This window comes from Paenibacillus intestini (genome assembly GCF_030803945.1).
In the GTDB taxonomy this organism is placed as follows: Bacteria; Bacillota; Bacilli; order Paenibacillales; family Paenibacillaceae; genus Paenibacillus; species Paenibacillus polysaccharolyticus.
Window position 1 is genome coordinate 17542 of the sequence record NZ_JAURUN010000016.1, and the last position, 17703, is coordinate 35244.

A 17703-nucleotide genomic window follows, 5' to 3' on the forward strand; every position below is an offset into this window, starting at 1 on the left:
CAAACAAATTCTTCGCTGTAAAGAGAGTTTTACATTCTCCATGTGGCCTATTTTTACTACACATTAAACACTTCAGATCATTTCGATTAGGTTCGAGGTACCTTTTGTAGAGCGAAATAAAGGCGCAATAAAACAAAAAAAACGGCATCTCTGCCGTTTTTTTATCATGAATGAATTTAAAGTGGAATCCCACTTTAATGCTATTTAACTTTGAACAGCCCTGTTACACTTCTCCAGCAAAAACTGAATCTGGCGCTCCAGCCACTGCCCAAGCAAAGGATGAGGCAACAACGTTTCCCCACTATATGCATATTCCAACTCTTTAAGTCGACCTGGAATAACATGCTGGGTAAAATAACCAGCACTCAAAAATAGCGGTGCCACAATGACGCGACTGCCACGCTCTTCGGACCAGAATTTCGCCTTGTCATATACACTTTCCGGATTAAGCAATGCATAGTCTGTATGAGCGACTCCACTGATTTGCTGCACTCGTTCCGCAAGCGAAGAAATGCCTGCTTCCCAACGCTGGCGGAACCCATCATGGATACTGCCATGTCCGACAAGCAAAATCGTTTCCTGCTCAGGTTGCTGTGATAATGACCGAACCTTGTCCCATACCATCACCGCAATATCAGGATCATTATCCACCGGATAGCCAAAATGAACACGTGCCTTCACCTCAAAAGGTTCAAGATCGGTTTCACGCTCAGGTGCATCCTTCGCCCCGATTGCATACTCGATCTCATCCACATGGGTACTGCCAGAGGAAACAAATAGCGGTACAACCAACAGGTCCGTTACACCTTGCGCTTCCAGTCGGTTAATACCGTCCTGAATTAAACGCCCGTCCACCAATTCCAGAAATCCAGCTTCAACAGGTAACGGATCAGGCAGATTCAACCGGGAAATCGCGTCATCGACGGATTCCACCCAGGTTTTCTCCTGAGAACCGTGACTAATGATGAGTACACCCGGCTTCTTCATGACTTAGCGCCCCAGGCGTTCCAGCGTCATTTTATAACCGTCATTCCCGTAATTCAGACAACGCTTAACACGCGAAATCGTGGCCGTGCTCGCGCCCGTCTCTGCTTCAATCTGGTTATACGTGTTGCCTTTGCCAAGCATACGTGCTACTTCCAGCCGCTGGGACATGGATTGGATCTCGTTCACGGTGCAGAGGTCATCAAAAAAAACATAACACTCTTCAATATCCTTAAGTGTCAGGATTGCCTCAAATAGTTGTTCAATGCTTTTATCATTTAGCTTTTTCAGCTGCATTTTATCATCATCCCCTAGCGGTTACTGTGTACATCCATTGTACCTAGCCTGAGTTGGTATTTCAAGCGTTAACGATTTCACGCACTACAGAACAAAAACACATGTTAACGCTTACAAAACATACTATTGTCCTCCACAGACGGACAATGAGCATAAAAACTGCGATATTCGCCCCTTTAGGGGGAACATATCCGATTATTTATCTAGGATTTTATACCTGTAAATTGTTACAAAATTGTGTCCGAAATTCATTTTTCTTCCTGAAAACCATCTTATAAACGCCGGCATGACTTGCGCCCATTTCCGCAAATATCCCGTTTTCCGTGATACCCGCCTACGCCGCCTCTCCGCGAATGACATACAGTATATCAAAAGGGAGTTCCACCCTGCTTGTTATACCATGATTTTTACAGGATTGATTTCTCGGTGGAACGCAATTCCGAAAAATCTAATATAGAAGGAACGTGATCGTTCATGCCACAGCATTACTATCATCGCCCGCCAGGAACACGGCAACGTCCGGCTCCTCAAGGCCAGCAGCAGGCTCGCACCTCAGCTTATGCACCGTATGGAAATGTGCCACGCTCTCTCAATGAAGCCCAGATCCAGCCGATGTATCCTGGAGTTCATCCGACTTACCCGGGCTTCGCCGAGGTTGAAGCCTCCGGTCTTGTGCCCTATGGGCAGGGCGCACCCAGCGGAGGGCTTTATGGAAGCGAGGTCGTGCCCGTTACTCCAGTCGTTCCGGCTCAAACACCTGCCTCTTCAGGCAGCTCAGGCTTTTCCCTTGCCAACTTAGGTGAATTAAAAGGCATGATTGACCGCTTCGGCGGCATTGACGGCATTATGAGCGGCGTGGCCAAAATGCAAAAGGTCGTTGGCGGTATTCAGCAGATGGCCCCGATGATGAAACTGGTGATGGGCATTCTGCCTTTTGGAAAAAATAAAAACAGTAGCAGCGAAGCCGACGCTGATTATGAAGAATACTCGAAACCTCGCACGCGCAAACGCCGCAAAAAAACAACTGGTACACAGCGGAAACGCACCGCTTCTCCAGCTCGCCGGAAAAACGCAACATCCAAACCGCGTCCCAAAAGACGCAAAAGTTAACTCTATTCAGGCACTCCCTTCATGAAGGCGGGTGCCTTAACCCTTTTGAGCAACTAACACCAAGAACTTATGTTCTTATACTGGAAAATGAGGTATACTAGATAATACATATAAGGAGGCAGACCATGGAACTGTTCAAAGATAAATATACACCCACTCTCATTGATCGAACTGCCAATCAGTTGCATCAGTTCTATCCAGAGTTACAAACACAGCGATTCCGCGAACTGGTTTTCGCTGAAGGCTGGGAAGCGCTGGAGTTCAAGGCAAGGATACGCCGAATTACGGAATCTTTGACCCATGTTCTGCCCGCCGATTACGAACAAGCCTTACATATCCTTGAACAGGCAGCTCCACAGTTGCGCGGGGTTGAGTACCTTTTTGTGCCTGATTTCATTGAAGTGAATGGACTTGCCCCCGAAAACTACGAATTATCGATGAAATATCTTAAGGTATTCACACCTTATTCAAGTTCTGAATTTGCGGTACGCCCCTTCATCCAGCGTTACCCGCTTAAGACGTTGAAACAGTTGATGGAATGGACAGAAAGCAGTGACGAGCATATTCGCAGGCTTGCCAGCGAAGGCAGTCGCCCTCGTTTGCCATGGGGAACCAAGCTTGGGGATTTGATCGTTGATCCGACGCCCGCGCTTCCGATTCTGCATGCACTCAGGCAGGATGAATCTCTCTATGTACGAAAAAGTGTAGCGAATCATCTGAACGATATTTCCAAAGATCACCCTGATCTTGTTCTCGACTTAGCTCAAGCTTGGTACGGTCAGAACGCGCATACCGACTGGATTATCCACCACGCAAGTCGTTCGCTGCTGAAGAAGGGGCACCCTGTTGCACTGAGCCTATTCGGCTATCACAAGCAGGAGGCTGTCCATATTGAAAACCTGAAGCTGGATCGGGAGCAGATTGCTACGGGAGAGGATCTTCATTTTTCATTCGATGTGGTTAATACGAGCGGCGAACCGCAGATGCTGAGGCTTGAATATGAGATTGGTTATATGAAGGCTAACGGCAAACAGGCACCCAAACGCTTTAAGTGCTCGGACAAGATGTATGCCAGTGGTCGCAGTACCGTCAATACCAAACAATCATTCAAACTCATTACGACACGGAAATATTACGAAGGGCTGCATACGCTCACGATCGTTGTGAACGGGCAAAATACGGAATCCGCTTCTTTTGTGCTTACGTTAGACTGAACTTCGAAATGGAAATTTCACTTTAGTTATGCACAAGTCTCTATGATTGAATCACTTATGCACATGTGGATAGAAAAATAGACAGAGAATAGCCGTCAGGCAACAAACAACCTTGGGAGCAACGGATTTCGTGTTCCGCAAGGTTCGCCTGACGGCCTTTTCTCTTTATTATCAAGTTATCCTGTTTATTTAAACCAGCCGCGCTTCACAAACCAGGCCACCATACAGCCTCCAAGGACAAACATCAGCAATAACACAGCACCGTAACCATACCTCCACTGAAGCTCCGGCATATGGGCGAAGTTCATGCCGTAGATACCTGCAATTAGAGTGAGTGGCATAAATACCGTCGTAATGACCGTCAGTGTTTTCATAATCTGATTCATTCGATTCGAATTCAGTGAGATATAGCTATCGCGCAAGTCTGCCGTCATCTCCCGATCGGCTTCAATCATATCCGTCAGTTTGAGCAGGTGGTCATAAATATCGGTAAAATATGCGGTATGTTCCCCTGTTCGCTGTACATGTTGCGAATTAATGACCCGGTAGAGCAGATCCCGCATAGGGACAACAGTGCGTCTAAGCTTCAGGAGTCGACTGCGCAGGTCAAACACCTGATTCATCAATTCCTCTACGGACTCCTGACCGCCCCGATTTTCCAGTTCAGCCAGTTCATCCTCGATGGAAAATAGCGATGGAAAATAATGATCGACCAGTTTGTCCATCACTGTATAAGCTGCCGCCACCGGCCCTCTTGCCCAAATGGTACGCTCATGAGCGTGTTTCAGCAGTCTGTCCCAGGCTTCGTCCACTTCTTCCAATCTTCCATGATGGAATGACACCAAAAAGTTCTGTCCCAGGAACAGATCTACCTCTTCTGCCTCAAGCGTAGCTGGATTCAGCGCATGTAACACAAGAAACTGCAAATTCTCATAATAATCCAGCTTGGGACGTTGCAATACATGCAGACAGTCTTCAATGGCAAGTGGGTGAAAATGAAAATATGTATCCAGTAGCCGACTTTCTTCTTCGGTAGGCTGGTTGAAATCTGCCCACACCCAGGCAAAATCGTTTAAATCCAGCTGTTCGAGCGGCATATTCACCGTGACTTGATGATCCCGTGTAATCGCAAGTGTACGAATCATGGATTAGACCACGTCCTTGTCTCTTATCGAAGTTCTGATTTCATTGTACAGCCTGGACAACAAAAAAAGCCAACCCTGTTGGCTTCTCTCATTTCCCCTATCCACAGTTCCCTGTATCCACAGGAAGGTTTCTTTTGGTTTATCATTCCACGGATGGCTATCCACATATCCAGCCTGTCCACATCTTCGTGCACAGGCATTTCTTCAACTCATTGTATATTTATCCACATATCCCGATATTCACACGGTTATGAACAGGTTCGTCCTTCACTTACTGTATCCGATCGATGGATACCTGGCCCTTCTGTTGACAACTATTTAGAAAATAATCCAGTACAACAGACCTGCAAGTGCTCCGGTAATTGGAATCGTAATGAACCACGTAATGATGATACGTCCAGCCAGTCCCCATTTTACAGCCGAGAAACGTTTCGCCGAACCTACACCCAGAATCGCGGATGTGATTGCGTGTGTCGTACTTACCGGAAGGTGCAACAATGTTGCTGTGAAAATAACGGATGCAGCAGATAAATCGGCAGCAAAGCCGTTAATTGGTTCGATTTTGAAAATTTTAGTCCCCATCGTTTTGATGATTTTCCAACCACCCACCGATGTCCCCAGGGCCATAGCTGTTGCTGCTGAGATTTTAACCCACAGTGGTACTTCAAGATGATCCTGTACCTTGGCTGCGACGAGTGCAAATGTAATAATCCCCATCGCTTTCTGCGCATCGTTGGTACCATGAGTGAATGCCTGCAGGGCAGCCGTGAAGATCTGTACCGTACGGAAGCCTTTATTCACATTGTGCGGACTGCGTTTGGCAAACACATATTTAAGAATCGTCATGACGATATAACCAATGGCAAAAGCAATCAGAGGTGACAACAGCAAACCTCCGACGATATCAATGAATCCACTCCATTTCACTTTGTCCGAGCCTGCTCCAACGAGCACTGCACCTGCGAGCGCTCCAATTAACGCATGTGAAGAAGATGAAGGAATTCCAAACCACCAGGTAACCAAATTCCAGATGATCGCGGCAATCAAGGTGACGATGACAACCTCGATCCCGTTATCAAGCTTGGTGGGGTCCGTCACGCTCCCCCCAATCGTCTTCGCAACACCCGTAAACATCATCGCACCAACAAAGTTCATCACGGCCGCCAAAATAATGGCGCGGCGCGGCGTCAGTGCACGTGTGGATACCGATGTGGCAATGGCATTAGCCGTGTCGTGGAAACCGTTGATGAAGTCAAACGCCAGTGCAAGGAAGACGACTATACCTAATACCCAAATCGTTGTTTCCATTATTCTCTGGCTCCTTAAGAATTACGCATGATGATGGATTCAAGAACGTTCGCAACATGCTCGCAAGCATCCGTTGTTGTTTCAAGGCGTTCATATATTTCTTTACGCTTGATCAATTCAATCGGATCAGACACCGTAGCGAAGAGATTCTTGATACAGTTACGCAATACTTCGTCGCCTTGGTTTTCCAAATCATTCAGACGAATCGTATATTCACGAATCGCCAGCAATTTTTTCTGGGACAGCAAATGAATCGCCTTCTGAATTTCGTAAGCCGATTGGCGCAAAATCTCTGCAAATTGAACGATATATTCGTCCGGTTCCACCAAATTGTACATATAGAAACGGGAAGCTGTAGCTTCAATGCCGTCCAATACGTCATCAAGAGTTGTTGTCAGTTCCATAATATCATCGCGTTCGATCGGCGTGATAAATGTTTTGTTGAGTTCTGTAATGATCGTGTGCACGTAGTCATCACATTGCGACTCGTACTTTTTCATTTCATTAGCAAAAAGAGTTACATCCTGAAGGTTGGAAACATGCTGGGAGAAATAATCTGCCGCTTGAACAACCGTATCTGCCATATTCTCCAGTGTTTCAAAAAATATGTCCTTCTTCTTCTTAATCTTCATAGCTCTATCCCCTCTTCGAGAAATTGCGCCGATAACCGATGAAACATGAAATGACAACCTTTGATATCTTATCATATTTGTTTCATGGTTTGTACAAAACCTGCGATCCTTTTTTATATTCTTCTCATATTAACCTGAAATGAATCTTAATTATTTGGAATTATGGCAAAATCAGACTCCGATTTTACACTGCGTTTACAAAACTCCACATAAACCGACGCGTAACCCGTCACAATTTTCATAAAAAGCGCTATGATACGACAACACATCATCACCAATCTTAACCCTTTTCATCGCTCTCTTTCATTTCAGCCTGCAAAAGTGATTCATTTCGTTGTGCCAATCGTTGTATATGGCTTATTCTTGTTCTGCCAGCTTCACATGATCTGCAAACTTTGGATGGTTCGGCACAATGCTAATGAAAGTTTTCCCGGGCACAAGATTCATTTCACGCCCATCCTTCACAAAACGAATTATATCTCCCTCTTTTCTAACCCATTGCCCGCGAATCATCTTGCCCTTCTGAAACAGCATCGCTTCACCGCCATGATCCACGTTTACGGATAACCTGCCTACATCGTCGAGCACCTTATGGTCTGCCCCAGCAACAATGATATTGGCTGCACCTAACTGACTGCCGTTATCTTTATCCTGATCTGGCTTCCCGTTCACCATTCTCATATATCGTCCGCTAACTTCATCATAATCATACGCAACTTTGTAACTATTCAATAAATAATGGAGTTCAAACTGCTTCACGCTCTCTCCAGTGGAGGTCGCTCCTACCTCGTCATACTTGTACACAGGAGATTTAAATTCATGACTGTATCCTCTCTTATCCGTACCTTCTCTAAGCTTGTCTACAGAAGTATATAGATTGTGCGGGGCTTTGCGTTCTTTGGAACGCCAGAAGTAAGGACCGCCATTCGAAATTTCATCCATATGATGTTTCTGCTGTTTTTGCAAAATAGAATACGCCTCCGGACTGCCTCCGGCATGAATAAGCACCCCGTCATAACTTTCGCCAAGCTCTATCAAGTATGGACGAATACTACGTATTGGGCCGACGGTTTCTTCTCCACCTTCACTCTGAAATATAGCAATGAACCGCGTAATCCCACCTTCGGCAAGCACCTCAATGATAATATCGGCTGCGCTGAGTCCCGATTGGGGACGGGCGGCAGGTGCATTGTTGATCATGACCGCTAGTGGCCGCTGCGTAGACGGTTTCTCCACGGCTAGTCCCGTGAAAGGAGCTGTAAAGCCAGAATGAACAGGCTCCTCCACAGGCTTCTCTTCTTGAACCGGTGCAGGTGTGGGCTTCGGCTGGGGAATTTGGGCTACCTCTTTATTCTGGCAAGCAACAAGACTAACGGTAAGAAGGCAGATTGATGCTGCTGATATAGCTTTGTTCCAAGAAAATAACTTCAATATAGGACCTCCTAAACGATTTGGCTGACTTTCTTCTGCTCGTCATGTGATATTCCTCTCATGCAGGCAACCATCTCCTGTATTTCTTTCCATTTAATCATAACGTTTCCGTTTTGTCTGCGCCTTCTAAGCCTTGTCTTATCTCACAAGTTATCTTTGAATCTTGAAATAAGCAAATAAATATGTCCTAAATGTGAACTTCTTAAACCTTACTTAAAATTTGAACTAGATTGTGATTTTAATCACAAACAAAACACCTTTCGGAATATACAATAAAGACATCAAAGGTGATCACTTAGAAAAACAAAAACAACACACACTAGATTCCATAAAAGGAGTGGTTTATATGTTCAGCTTCAATCAATGGCTTAGAGAAAACAAAGTGGCAATGTGGATTTTGACAGTACTTCGGGTGTATATCGGTTATGACTGGATGACTCACGGATGGAGCAAATTGACCGGCGGATTCCAAGCTGGCGGGTTCCTCACTGGGGCACTTGAAAAAGCAACAGGCGATCATCCAGCGGTTCAAGCTTGGTGGGCAACGTTCCTTGAAAAGTTCGCTATTCCAAATGCCGGATTATTCGACTTCGTGATCCCGCTCGGTGAATTCCTGGTAGGTCTGGGACTCATTCTTGGATGCTTCACAACGCTGGCAGCTCTGATGGCGATGGTCATGAACTTCGCGTTCCTCTTCTCGGGTACAGTAAGCACGAATGCTCAACTGGTTGTGATGGAAATCTTCATCGTCGTAGCTGGTGCAAATGCTGGTAAAATTGGTCTGGATCACTGGGTACTTCCTTACCTTCGCGGATTGTTCAAAAAGGACAGAACCATTCAGCCAACAGACACACCAACCATTACACCCACTAAGAAAACGGCTTAATCATTAAAAATATAAGAAACTCAGCCCTGCTTCCCCCCTTGGAGCAGGGCTTTGTGTTGTATTCTTTTCACTCATTTGTTCATAACCTGACAACCTATGCTGATCTGCTCTTATTGCCAACCGCTCTTCCATCTTCTTCAACCATTGTGCATCCAAGTCTCTACACTTGCTCATCAGTAGAATCCCATATTATGATGGTTATAAAGTCTAACAGTACAAAGGAGTATCCCTATGCCGACGCAGCGCCGTCTCGAAACCGATGCCGATTTTCAGGAAGCCATGACCTTAAAACATAAAATCCGGGTATTCAAAGATAACCACCAGATCGACTCTGGAGGTATCATCATTCGTTTTGACGAGAAAACCGTTGTTGTTCAATCCAGTGTCAGTGAACTGGCCTATCACTCACGTACCGAATGTGAGTTGTTCGAACTTCGCAAATAATCACCGCTGAACACCCAAACCCAAAAAAGGTTCCACGCAGTCAATCAACTGACCGCAGGAACCTTTTTGCTTATTTATAAGCATACGACTGTATTCTTCATTTCGCCATCTAAATTGATGTTTCTGTTCTCATTTGCCCCAAGTTATATGCCGTCGCCAAACTGCCAGCAATTCAAACTTAACGTGCCGCAGGCATACGACTGAAATAATCGCTTCGCTGTGCGAGACATATCTGCTGAGCCCATGGCGTAGAACAATGGCGCAAGATGTTCCATGCCATAAGACGGAACAGCCGTCCGCGCATGAGGAGCTTTTTTTTCATACAGAAACAATTCTCTGGTATTCCATTGCTCTAAACGCTCTCCGAGCCAATCATCAAACTCGATAGCCCAGTCTTGTGGCTCATCATCCTGTGCCAGCATTCTTAAATTATGCACGGTTCCACCACTGCCGATGATAAGCACGTTATCATGTCTGAGTTGCTCCAGCATACGCCCGATATCATACTGCTCTTGCGGAGAACGTAGGGAATCCACCGATACAGCAATCACTGGAATGCTCGCTTCAGGGTACATATGTAGCAGTGGCACCCATACGCCATGATCCAGTCCACGCCCACGAACAGGTCGATGCGGCAAGTTACTACGGGAAAATAACGCACATATCTCGCTCGCGACATCGGTCTGCCCGACTGCAGGGTATTGTATGTTATACAACGCTGAAGGGTATCCGTAAAAATCATGCAAGGTCTGATGGGACTCATCCATCGTCACCGAAGGCTCGGGACAGTCCCAGTGTGCGGTGAATACAACGATGGCCTTTGGAGCCGGCAGCCTGTCTCCAAGCTCGTTCAAAAATTGAGTGTAATCACTGCTCTCCAACGCCAGCGTAGGAGAACCATGCGCAATGAATAGTGCAGGTAATGTCATCGCTGCCAACCTCCAGACACGGATAGGATGCTTACCTCTCTATTTTACCCCGAAGCAAGCGCTTTTCCAAGTTAATAACCGTGACTTTTGATTGATGACGTAAGACTTATCGCTTAGATCATCCAATGTTGCCAGTTCTCTTCAATCTTCTGACGCTCCCCGAGCCATTCTCTCGTACGTGTAATCAGTTGTTCGCGCTCTTTACCAGATGAGAAGGTATGATTGCCCTGGAAAATGATTTCCTTGTCGCAGCGCCCTTCCTGGCGCATCCAGAACACTTTTTGATACAAGAACGCATAGTCCACAGGGATGACTTCATCGGAAGTACCGTGCACAACCAGCACATCTCCGCTGAACTTCACAGCTTCCTGGAATGGTTGATGCTCCGCCAAAGAGTCAAAGAATTTAGGCGTAAATTTATAGCCAAGATAATCGGAAGCCCCTGCTCTCACACCCTCGTCATACACATCCCTGCCCGTAATCTTCACGATATCGTTGAACGGATAACCGACAGCCGACCACATGACAAGATTTTTAACCCGTTTGTCACGTACAGCAGTCAACAGCGCAACTGCTCCGCCCAAGCTATGTCCGATCAGAGTTACACGTGTAGGGTCGACATCACTGCAGTTCACAGCATAATCCAGCACAGAACGGGTCTGCAGTATCATCGACTCTAATCCTTCTGCTCCGTACTCCCCACTGCTTTCTCCGCAACCGATGTAATCAAAACGTAGCACCAGATATCCGTCTTCCGCGAGTTCACGAGCTGTCTTCACGAACAACCGATCCACTCCAATTCGGCTTCCCACAAAACCGTGGCAGATGACAGCCAGAGGAACACGTTGCTGACGTGTCTCCTCTTTAATATCTTTTACAACCGGATAGTGAATGGTCGCAGTTAACTCCTCTTCCCCGTGACGAATGCTGATCTGACGTTCCATACGGATCTCCCCTTTCATGGTGACCTTGTTATATAATCAACGTATTTTAATTAATTATGTTTAATCCGATAAGTTTAATGAGTATTAAGAAGATATTAGTATATTATCATTCCCTCACCCCCAAGTCAACGCGAGAAATGAACCCCTTAGGTCATGTAAAGCTGTTCTCTTTTCGTACGGATTTTCTCGTAAAAAAAGAGCCTCGCTATATTCAGCAGGGCTCCGAAAATTTCTGATTCATTCCTGTTTTCTTGCGTTATATCTGCACGATCCTACTCATAGCTCCTGCGAAACATCGCATGAGTCTCAATACGTCCGTTCCACTCATGTTGCTGACCTGCTCCCTCGTTGTCCCAGAAGCTTCTTCCCTGCCAGTTATCATCATTCAACTCTTCGCCGAACTCAGTATCCTCCACTGCCTCTTCCATCGGTACCACTTCATCCATGGCACCACGGGAATTACTGTTGAGCAGCATCTTTCGTGTGAGATCTGATTGTTTATCCATGCTAACCACACTCCTATCCATCATTTCAGTTTGGAAATGCTACTATTGTGATGGATTGGGCAGCTCTTTATTCACGGTTCACAGAATCGTTGCTTCTTCCAACCAAGCCATGTATATTCACAACTCCACAGGGGAAAATAAAACCAAAATCTCAGGCACGCCTGTCCCGGAGGCCTGTTACCGAAAGGAATGAACTCATGGCACATCTACTCGGATGGATTCAGCATCATGGAAAACTGGTGCTCTTATGCACCTGTGTTGTGTTAGCCTGTATCGGGCTATGGGTAAATCACAAGCAGTTGTTTTATAAGGAATGACTTTGCGAAACGAGAGCCCTTCCCGTATACTAAAATATCGTCAGGGTCTTCATGGAATGGAAGATCAGAACGTGTGAGACAGGGGGAGCAAGCATTGGGGATTTCCTATAAAAAGCTGAAAGAAATACAAAATCGGCAAATCACAGAGATGAGCCGTATGACACCAGACAACGTACAATTGTATAACCAGATCAGCACCATCGCAAGGCAAGCGCCAGCAGACGAGAAAACACAGGAAGAATGGATTCTCGCTGCGGGAAAAGCCATCGTACAAGCACAGAAAGATAACAAATCTGCACGCGAATTGTACGGCTCTGATCTGGAAGAAGATATTTATACCCAACTTGGAGTAGGCTCAGCAGATACATATGCTCAATCAGGGGCAAGCACAGGGAAAGATTCAAGCAGGGAAAACCGTAGCGGAAGTGTCCCTCCCGAAAAAAAACAAGCTTATCCGAAACAACATGCCCGTTCTGCTGAAGATTCTAAAAAGAACATCAAATCCAGCATCGCTCAGTCTGACGATCAACCGGGTACACCAGAACCTGTGAAACGAACGCCAAAATGGTATGTTATGATTGCCTGGGCGGCCATATCCGTTGTCCTGTTCATTCAGGGATGTGCAGGACTATTCTTCGGCCTAACAGACGGCGATACGGAGGCTTTCGAACATATCAGCTTGTTCTCTCTCATCATTAGCGCTGTAGGCGGAATTGCGCTCGTAGAGATGCTACGCCGATTAGCAGAACGTCCAGACGATAAGGGGACAGACAAACATGTCATGCCCAAAGTTAACGTTCGAGGCATTATCATTTATATCGTGATCGTTGTACTTGTTCTTTTTGTGGGTTATCCACTTCGGGATAAACTTCCTGTGTTCTACATGGCTCCATGGGTTAGCGCCGTTATTGGTATTGTTGGTCTTGCTTTAATCCGGCCTATTTTCGGGCAAAAAAAGCAGGCATGATTGAAGGAGGCAATGTCGAATGTGGTTGTTTCGTGGTACACATAGATGTTCTTTTACTTTATAAGAAATTCCATTCAAGAGACCGTCAGGTCTCTTTTTTTATTGCAGATTCGTATTTTATTTGTGACGGGGGTGGTGATCCTGCTCCAGTCTGAGCTGATTGCGTAGTTTCATGCCTTTGCCTGGCGTTTCCCCGAATTCACGCTTGAACATACGAATAAAATAATTCACTTCCATGCCTACATTCTCCGCAGCTTCCTTCACACTAGCCTCAGGATGTTCATTAAGCCACTCCAGTCCCTTTTGTAAACGCCAGCGTTGCATATACTGATGTCCAGTCACGCCATAATGCTGATGAAATAAACGATTCAAATGCTGCACAGAGTAACCAACTGCCTCGGCCACATGTTTCAATAACAGATCGTCCTGATAATGAGCCTGCATTAAAACGATTGCCCGGTTGAGTCCCTCCTGGCCAGCGTCCGAATTCCCATGTACATGTGAAACATAACCAACTGGAGCCATAGCCTGAGCCAAGTCGAGAATCAGCTGGTAGATCAAAGTGGACATTTGCCACATCGACATCCCGCCCTGATCCAACCCCTTCCACAGTTCCGTCATCTGTGACCAAATCAGGTCAAACCCGGTTAATGTGCGAGGTCTTTCGCACATGATGCCTGTCGCCTGAAGTACTGAATTCGCTGATTCGCCGCCGATTCCTATAAACCCCAGCTCTCCACCCGTTCTTGTATGTGCGATATACTCATGAGCAATGCCCGGCCCCAAAGCAAACAGCTGCCCTGAGCCCATTACGATCGTTCCTCTGCCAGAGATATTAAACTGTCCTCCACCATTACGCGCCAAAAATAACTGATACACCGGAAATCCCCCCGGTCGATGCAGTCCTTTCTCTTCCTGTGTGCCCACACCGTACAGGTATAGCGGCATCCGGGAATCCGGCTGCCCCGTCAAACGAAATGTTAACATTGCATCCTTCCTTTCGACTCAAGAGCTAGTCAAGCTCTATGACTCCTATTATCCATGGTTTGATCCAAGACCAGCAATGGCCTTAGGAACCTATTTGAGCATGTCTAAATATGGAAAAATAAGGACATAGGTCGTACGGAGAGCGGTTCCCTTTCCGAGGCATTAACGGATGCAAAGAAAAAACTCCCTTTCCAAGGAAGGAAAGGGAGTTGAAGCATTACAATTCTATTGCTAACTTTGTGCCGTAGTTTACTGCGGAGGAGTTGATTGTGTAACTGCTGGAGCTTTTTCAAGCTTAAATGCTTCAGATGGATTAGAGATCGTACTTCTATTGGTTGTTGTATTAGACGCAACTGACACAATATATACGGTGTACTCTTCTCCTTCCACAAGACTAGCCCCTGTAGTATCTTTAGCATTGGTATTCAAAGTAACTTCAACCGCTTTGGGATCTCCTACTGAATAGTTACTGCTGGAATTAGCTGTAGCCGGATCAACAGCTCCTCTTCCCTTCACAATATACAATTGATATGAGGAGATGCCAGTTTCACTAGATGGTTTGATGAAGGTCAACTTGTAGATCGCTTCAGTTACAGTACTTGATTTCTGTAGACCCGTAATAACGGCTGCTTGAACAGATTGTACTATGTTATTAATACTAAATTCGTCGGAAGCCACTGAAAGACTTGATGAACGAGTTGTACTGTCGGATACAGACATAATAAACACTCTATACTTTTTCCCGATCTCGATAGATTTATTATTAATATCCCGGTATCCATCGCTCAATGCGAACGTAGTGCCTGCACTACTTTTATCCAAATCATTATAATAATTAATATTCATCGCTGTATTTAGCGTAAAGCCAGGTACCTGATCTGCTGGGACAATAAACAGACGATATTTGGCAATGCCTGTTTCGTTCGATGCTTTGGCAAAATTTACAGTTACATCAGAAGCGTTACCCGCTTGTTGTCCCTGATTTTTAACCGCTACACTTACACTGCCCACTGCGATTACAGGAGAAGCACTTCCTAATTTAACCACAGGCGATACTGAAGACAGCGCGCTAGATTGAGATGAATTATTATTCACCGCCAGGACAAATACCCGATAATCAACATTATCACCAATAAAGCTGCCATCCGTTGCTCTAGCATCACTTGCTAATGTGAAAGCCTGATTACTCCCACTTTTACTTCTATACGTGTAGAAGCCGTTATTCAATGCAGCATTCAGATTAAAACTTCCTACAGCCGTATTTTTCACAACAAACACACGATAATGATTCACATTATTCTCATCCGTTGACCGGTTGAATGTTACACGCAGATCACTGCCATTCCCGTTATCCGCAACATCGGTTGCACTCACACTGGTCGGTGCAGCAACCATTGCGTTCGGTGCTAGCGTGATTTGAGCTGAAGATGAGGAAAGTGCATTCTGACTCCAGTTTCCGTTACTATTTACGGACAGGACAAACACACGATAAGCGTTGTAGTTCGCAATTCTATACCCATTGGTATCAACCGAGTTACTCGATAGTGTTACGGTCAGATTACCACCTGTTTTATTCACTTGTGTATAATTGTTCGACACATTCGCAGCATTCAGGTTGAAGCTTCCTACGTTATTGGCAGGTACGACAAATACTCGATAGTGGGAAACATTGGACTCATCGCTTGCTTTGCTAAACGACACGCGCATGTCAGATCCATTTCCGTTATCCGCAATATCTGTAACAGACAGGTTCGTTGCCACACCTGCATTGCTATTGGAGGTCAGTCTCAAGACATTGGAGGAAGCTGACAACGCATGGGTATAGTTGTTCTGCTGAGTGCCTGCTGCCATGACAAAGATCCGATAATCCTGCAGGTTTGTGATGTTATAACCGCTGGTATCCCGCATATTCGATGGCAATGTAACCACGAGGTTATTACCTGTTTTGTTCACGGTATAATATAAACTGGAAGACAGATTACTTGCTGTAGGCAAGTTAAAGCTGCTGGCTACCGAGTTGCGTACAACAAACACACGATAGTTCGTTACCTTCGATTCATCCGATACACGGTTAAAGCTCACCTGAATATCGCGCCCATCTCCATAATCCGAGATGTCTCTCACTTGTGTAATGACCGGAGCCGGAGTTGAATTCAAGGACAACGTCAGGGAAGACGAAGCCGCAGACAGCTTGCTATCTGTTGCTGTATTCGCACTTACAGACATAATGTACACAACATACGTGGTTCCGTTTTTGATCAACTCGCCCGACGTATCCCGTGATGAAGAGTTCAGTATGCTTTTGACTGTGCTGGAATTCCCTTTATTGATGATCGTGTAATTCGCGCTGGATACCTTGCTCGCAGCAGCCTGGTTAAATGAGGATGCGTCCTTCGCCTTCACAACAAATGCACGGTAACTCGTAATATTCGAATTGGTGCTTGGCTGTGTGAAGTTGATCTCCAGATCCCTTCCGTCGCCATTATCGCTAACATCGGCAATGCGCAGTCCCGTCACAGCTTGAACAGAAGGTTTCACCTGGTTCAGCTTCAGAACCTGTGAAGACCAGCCTAGATAGTTTTGGTTGTTATTGTTGCTGTTACCTACGGTCAGTACATACAATCGATAGGATTCATTGCTATTCAGCAAATCACCGTTAACGTCGCGTGTCTGAGCGTTAAGTGTCAGCTTCGGATTGGTGCCGTTTGGTGTAATTGAAGTGTAGTTCGCCGGAGATACGGCTGTAGCAACGGATTCTTTAAAGCTGTTGATATCCCCACTTTTGACCAGCATCACCCTGTAAGCTGACACTGTTCTCTCTGACTTTGCACGTGTGAAGCTTACCGTCAGGTCACGGCCATCTCCGTTACTGCCAGATACGGATCCATAAATATTCCAAGCAGAAAACTGCGTATCATCAACCGGCGTTTCAGGTGTATATGTGGTTTTAACATCCACACGCTGACTGCGTGAGTTCCAGAATACTTTTTCCCCAAAAGCTTCGCTCACAAAACGAATGGGTACCATCGTACTACCTTTAATCGTACTCGCAGGAACATCCATCACATTCAGTTGACCATCGATATATGCAGCCTTGGAACCAAGTGTTAATTTCACTTCCTGATCCCCACGGGTTGCTGTAATGGTTTTCGTTTTATTGTTGAACTGCACTTCCGCGTCAATTCCTTCAAAAATCGACCGGAGTGGAACGAGTACACGTCCAGCCTTCATCACAGGGGCTTGAACCGCCGGCACCTCAGTACCGTTAATATAAATGCTGATTCTTGCAGCAGCATCCATTACCGATGTTGGCAGTGCAGACATAAGCATGGCTGATACGGCCAGTGCTGACATCACTTTTTTGACTTGATTTCCTCCTGCTTTCCTCATAGACCCTATCCCCATTCTCCTATAATTAGTACACTCTTATAGATTAGCTGTGCGATTCAATAATTCCTGTATTTACCTATGCACAACTAAGACGTTCCGAATCGTTAAAAGGTTTCCGGTTCCCCAAAAATTATTTTCGCAGAAACATTGGCCTTGCATCCACCTGTAAAGGTTAAAATTAACAGAAGATTTTGTCATCATTCCGAAACCAC

At 45.7% G+C, this 17703-nt stretch carries 17 protein-coding genes; 5 read left to right on the forward strand and 12 right to left on the reverse strand.

Annotated elements, in window-relative coordinates:
• Positions 1 to 204 precede the first annotated feature (204 nt).
• A complete protein-coding gene (locus J2T16_RS26595; protein WP_221788378.1) occupies positions 205 to 987 on the reverse strand; it encodes a sirohydrochlorin chelatase in 783 nt (260 codons plus the stop codon).
• A gap of 3 nt (positions 988 to 990) precedes the next feature.
• Positions 991 to 1281, reverse strand: a complete 291-nt coding sequence (locus J2T16_RS26600) for a YerC/YecD family TrpR-related protein (protein ID WP_017690665.1) — start codon at positions 1279 to 1281, stop codon at positions 991 to 993.
• A gap of 474 nt (positions 1282 to 1755) precedes the next feature.
• Between J2T16_RS26600 and J2T16_RS26605 the strand changes: the two genes are divergently transcribed.
• Together J2T16_RS26605 and J2T16_RS26610 are read left to right on the forward strand one after the other, a co-directional pair.
• Positions 1756 to 2391, forward strand: a complete 636-nt coding sequence (locus J2T16_RS26605) for a tyrosine protein kinase (RefSeq protein ID WP_221788376.1) — start codon at positions 1756 to 1758, stop codon at positions 2389 to 2391.
• Between the two features lie 125 nt (positions 2392 to 2516).
• Positions 2517 to 3605 (forward strand): DNA alkylation repair protein, encoded by a 1089-nt coding sequence (locus J2T16_RS26610; protein WP_221788375.1) that lies wholly within the window; start codon positions 2517 to 2519, stop codon positions 3603 to 3605.
• Positions 3606 to 3790: 185 nt separating this feature from the next.
• Here J2T16_RS26610 and corA read toward each other — a convergent pair whose 3' ends face one another.
• The 4 genes from corA to J2T16_RS26630 form a co-directional block, all read right to left on the reverse strand.
• Positions 3791 to 4750 carry a magnesium/cobalt transporter CorA gene (gene corA, locus J2T16_RS26615; RefSeq protein ID WP_154960613.1) on the reverse strand — a complete coding sequence of 320 codons (960 nt, stop codon included), beginning with the start codon at positions 4748 to 4750 and terminating at the stop codon, positions 3791 to 3793.
• Between the two features lie 318 nt (positions 4751 to 5068).
• Entirely contained in the window at positions 5069 to 6058 is a 990-nt protein-coding gene (locus J2T16_RS26620; RefSeq protein WP_090923317.1) for an inorganic phosphate transporter, read from the reverse strand.
• Between the two features lie 14 nt (positions 6059 to 6072).
• Positions 6073 to 6690: a DUF47 domain-containing protein gene (locus J2T16_RS26625; RefSeq protein WP_221788374.1), complete on the reverse strand. Its 618-nt coding sequence runs from the start codon at positions 6688 to 6690 to the stop codon at positions 6073 to 6075.
• Between the two features lie 357 nt (positions 6691 to 7047).
• Positions 7048 to 8121, reverse strand: a complete 1074-nt coding sequence (locus tag J2T16_RS26630; RefSeq protein WP_221788373.1) for a DUF3048 domain-containing protein — start codon at positions 8119 to 8121, stop codon at positions 7048 to 7050.
• A gap of 346 nt (positions 8122 to 8467) precedes the next feature.
• On the opposite strand from J2T16_RS26630, the gene J2T16_RS26635 reads away from it, so the two are divergent.
• Positions 8468 to 9007, forward strand: a complete 540-nt coding sequence (locus J2T16_RS26635) for a DoxX family protein (RefSeq protein WP_154891598.1) — start codon at positions 8468 to 8470, stop codon at positions 9005 to 9007.
• A 3-nt stretch (positions 9008 to 9010) separates the two neighbouring features.
• On the opposite strand, the gene J2T16_RS26640 is transcribed toward J2T16_RS26635, so the two are convergent.
• On the reverse strand, positions 9011 to 9163 hold the full coding sequence (locus J2T16_RS26640; protein WP_221788372.1) for a hypothetical protein: 153 nt from the start codon (positions 9161 to 9163) through the stop codon (positions 9011 to 9013).
• Positions 9164 to 9238: 75 nt separating this feature from the next.
• Here J2T16_RS26640 and J2T16_RS26645 point away from each other — a divergent pair, with 75 nt between their 5' ends.
• On the forward strand, positions 9239 to 9451 hold the full coding sequence (locus J2T16_RS26645; protein ID WP_123064805.1) for a hypothetical protein: 213 nt from the start codon (positions 9239 to 9241) through the stop codon (positions 9449 to 9451).
• Between the two features lie 143 nt (positions 9452 to 9594).
• Here the strand turns inward: J2T16_RS26645 and J2T16_RS26650 are convergent, their stop codons facing one another.
• From J2T16_RS26650 to J2T16_RS26660, 3 genes are all read right to left on the reverse strand, one after another.
• The gene (locus tag J2T16_RS26650) at positions 9595 to 10380 is read right to left on the reverse strand and encodes a DODA-type extradiol aromatic ring-opening family dioxygenase (RefSeq protein WP_221788371.1); all 786 of its coding nucleotides are present in this window, start codon (positions 10378 to 10380) and stop codon (positions 9595 to 9597) included.
• Positions 10381 to 10493: 113 nt separating this feature from the next.
• Positions 10494 to 11324, reverse strand: coding sequence for an alpha/beta hydrolase (locus tag J2T16_RS26655; protein WP_090923326.1), 831 nt, complete (start codon positions 11322 to 11324; stop codon positions 10494 to 10496).
• Between the two features lie 272 nt (positions 11325 to 11596).
• Entirely contained in the window at positions 11597 to 11830 is a 234-nt protein-coding gene (locus J2T16_RS26660; protein WP_090923327.1) for a hypothetical protein, read from the reverse strand.
• A gap of 411 nt (positions 11831 to 12241) precedes the next feature.
• Here J2T16_RS26660 and J2T16_RS26665 point away from each other — a divergent pair, with 411 nt between their 5' ends.
• A complete protein-coding gene (locus tag J2T16_RS26665) occupies positions 12242 to 13114 on the forward strand; it encodes a hypothetical protein (protein ID WP_221788370.1) in 873 nt (290 codons plus the stop codon).
• 117 nt (positions 13115 to 13231) lie between these two features.
• Here the strand turns inward: J2T16_RS26665 and J2T16_RS26670 are convergent, their stop codons facing one another.
• Positions 13232 to 14101, reverse strand: a complete 870-nt coding sequence (locus J2T16_RS26670; protein WP_499019812.1) for an AraC family transcriptional regulator — start codon at positions 14099 to 14101, stop codon at positions 13232 to 13234.
• 249 nt (positions 14102 to 14350) lie between these two features.
• Positions 14351 to 17491 carry a stalk domain-containing protein gene (locus tag J2T16_RS26675; protein ID WP_499019814.1) on the reverse strand — a complete coding sequence of 1047 codons (3141 nt, stop codon included), beginning with the start codon at positions 17489 to 17491 and terminating at the stop codon, positions 14351 to 14353.
• Between the last annotated feature and the right edge of the window lie 212 nt (positions 17492 to 17703).

Excerpts from the sequence above, each read along its gene's own strand:
- J2T16_RS26595 (WP_221788378.1), bottom strand. The coding sequence starts at position 987 with ATGAAGAAGCCGGGTGTACTCATCATTAGTCACGGTTCTCAGGAGAAA.
- J2T16_RS26600 (WP_017690665.1), bottom strand. The coding sequence starts at position 1,281 with ATGCAGCTGAAAAAGCTAAATGATAAAAGCATTGAACAACTATTTGAG.
- J2T16_RS26605 (WP_221788376.1), top strand. The coding sequence starts at position 1,756 with ATGCCACAGCATTACTATCATCGCCCGCCAGGAACACGGCAACGTCCG.
- J2T16_RS26610 (WP_221788375.1), top strand. The coding sequence starts at position 2,517 with ATGGAACTGTTCAAAGATAAATATACACCCACTCTCATTGATCGAACT.
- corA (WP_154960613.1), bottom strand. The coding sequence starts at position 4,750 with ATGATTCGTACACTTGCGATTACACGGGATCATCAAGTCACGGTGAAT.
- J2T16_RS26620 (WP_090923317.1), bottom strand. The coding sequence starts at position 6,058 with ATGGAAACAACGATTTGGGTATTAGGTATAGTCGTCTTCCTTGCACTG.
- J2T16_RS26625 (WP_221788374.1), bottom strand. The coding sequence starts at position 6,690 with ATGAAGATTAAGAAGAAGAAGGACATATTTTTTGAAACACTGGAGAAT.
- J2T16_RS26635 (WP_154891598.1), top strand. The coding sequence starts at position 8,468 with ATGTTCAGCTTCAATCAATGGCTTAGAGAAAACAAAGTGGCAATGTGG.
- J2T16_RS26645 (WP_123064805.1), top strand. The coding sequence starts at position 9,239 with ATGCCGACGCAGCGCCGTCTCGAAACCGATGCCGATTTTCAGGAAGCC.
- J2T16_RS26650 (WP_221788371.1), bottom strand. The coding sequence starts at position 10,380 with ATGACATTACCTGCACTATTCATTGCGCATGGTTCTCCTACGCTGGCG.
- J2T16_RS26655 (WP_090923326.1), bottom strand. The coding sequence starts at position 11,324 with ATGGAACGTCAGATCAGCATTCGTCACGGGGAAGAGGAGTTAACTGCG.
- J2T16_RS26660 (WP_090923327.1), bottom strand. The coding sequence starts at position 11,830 with ATGGATAAACAATCAGATCTCACACGAAAGATGCTGCTCAACAGTAAT.
- J2T16_RS26670 (WP_499019812.1), bottom strand. The coding sequence starts at position 14,101 with ATGTTAACATTTCGTTTGACGGGGCAGCCGGATTCCCGGATGCCGCTA.
- J2T16_RS26675 (WP_499019814.1), bottom strand. The coding sequence starts at position 17,491 with ATGAGGAAAGCAGGAGGAAATCAAGTCAAAAAAGTGATGTCAGCACTG.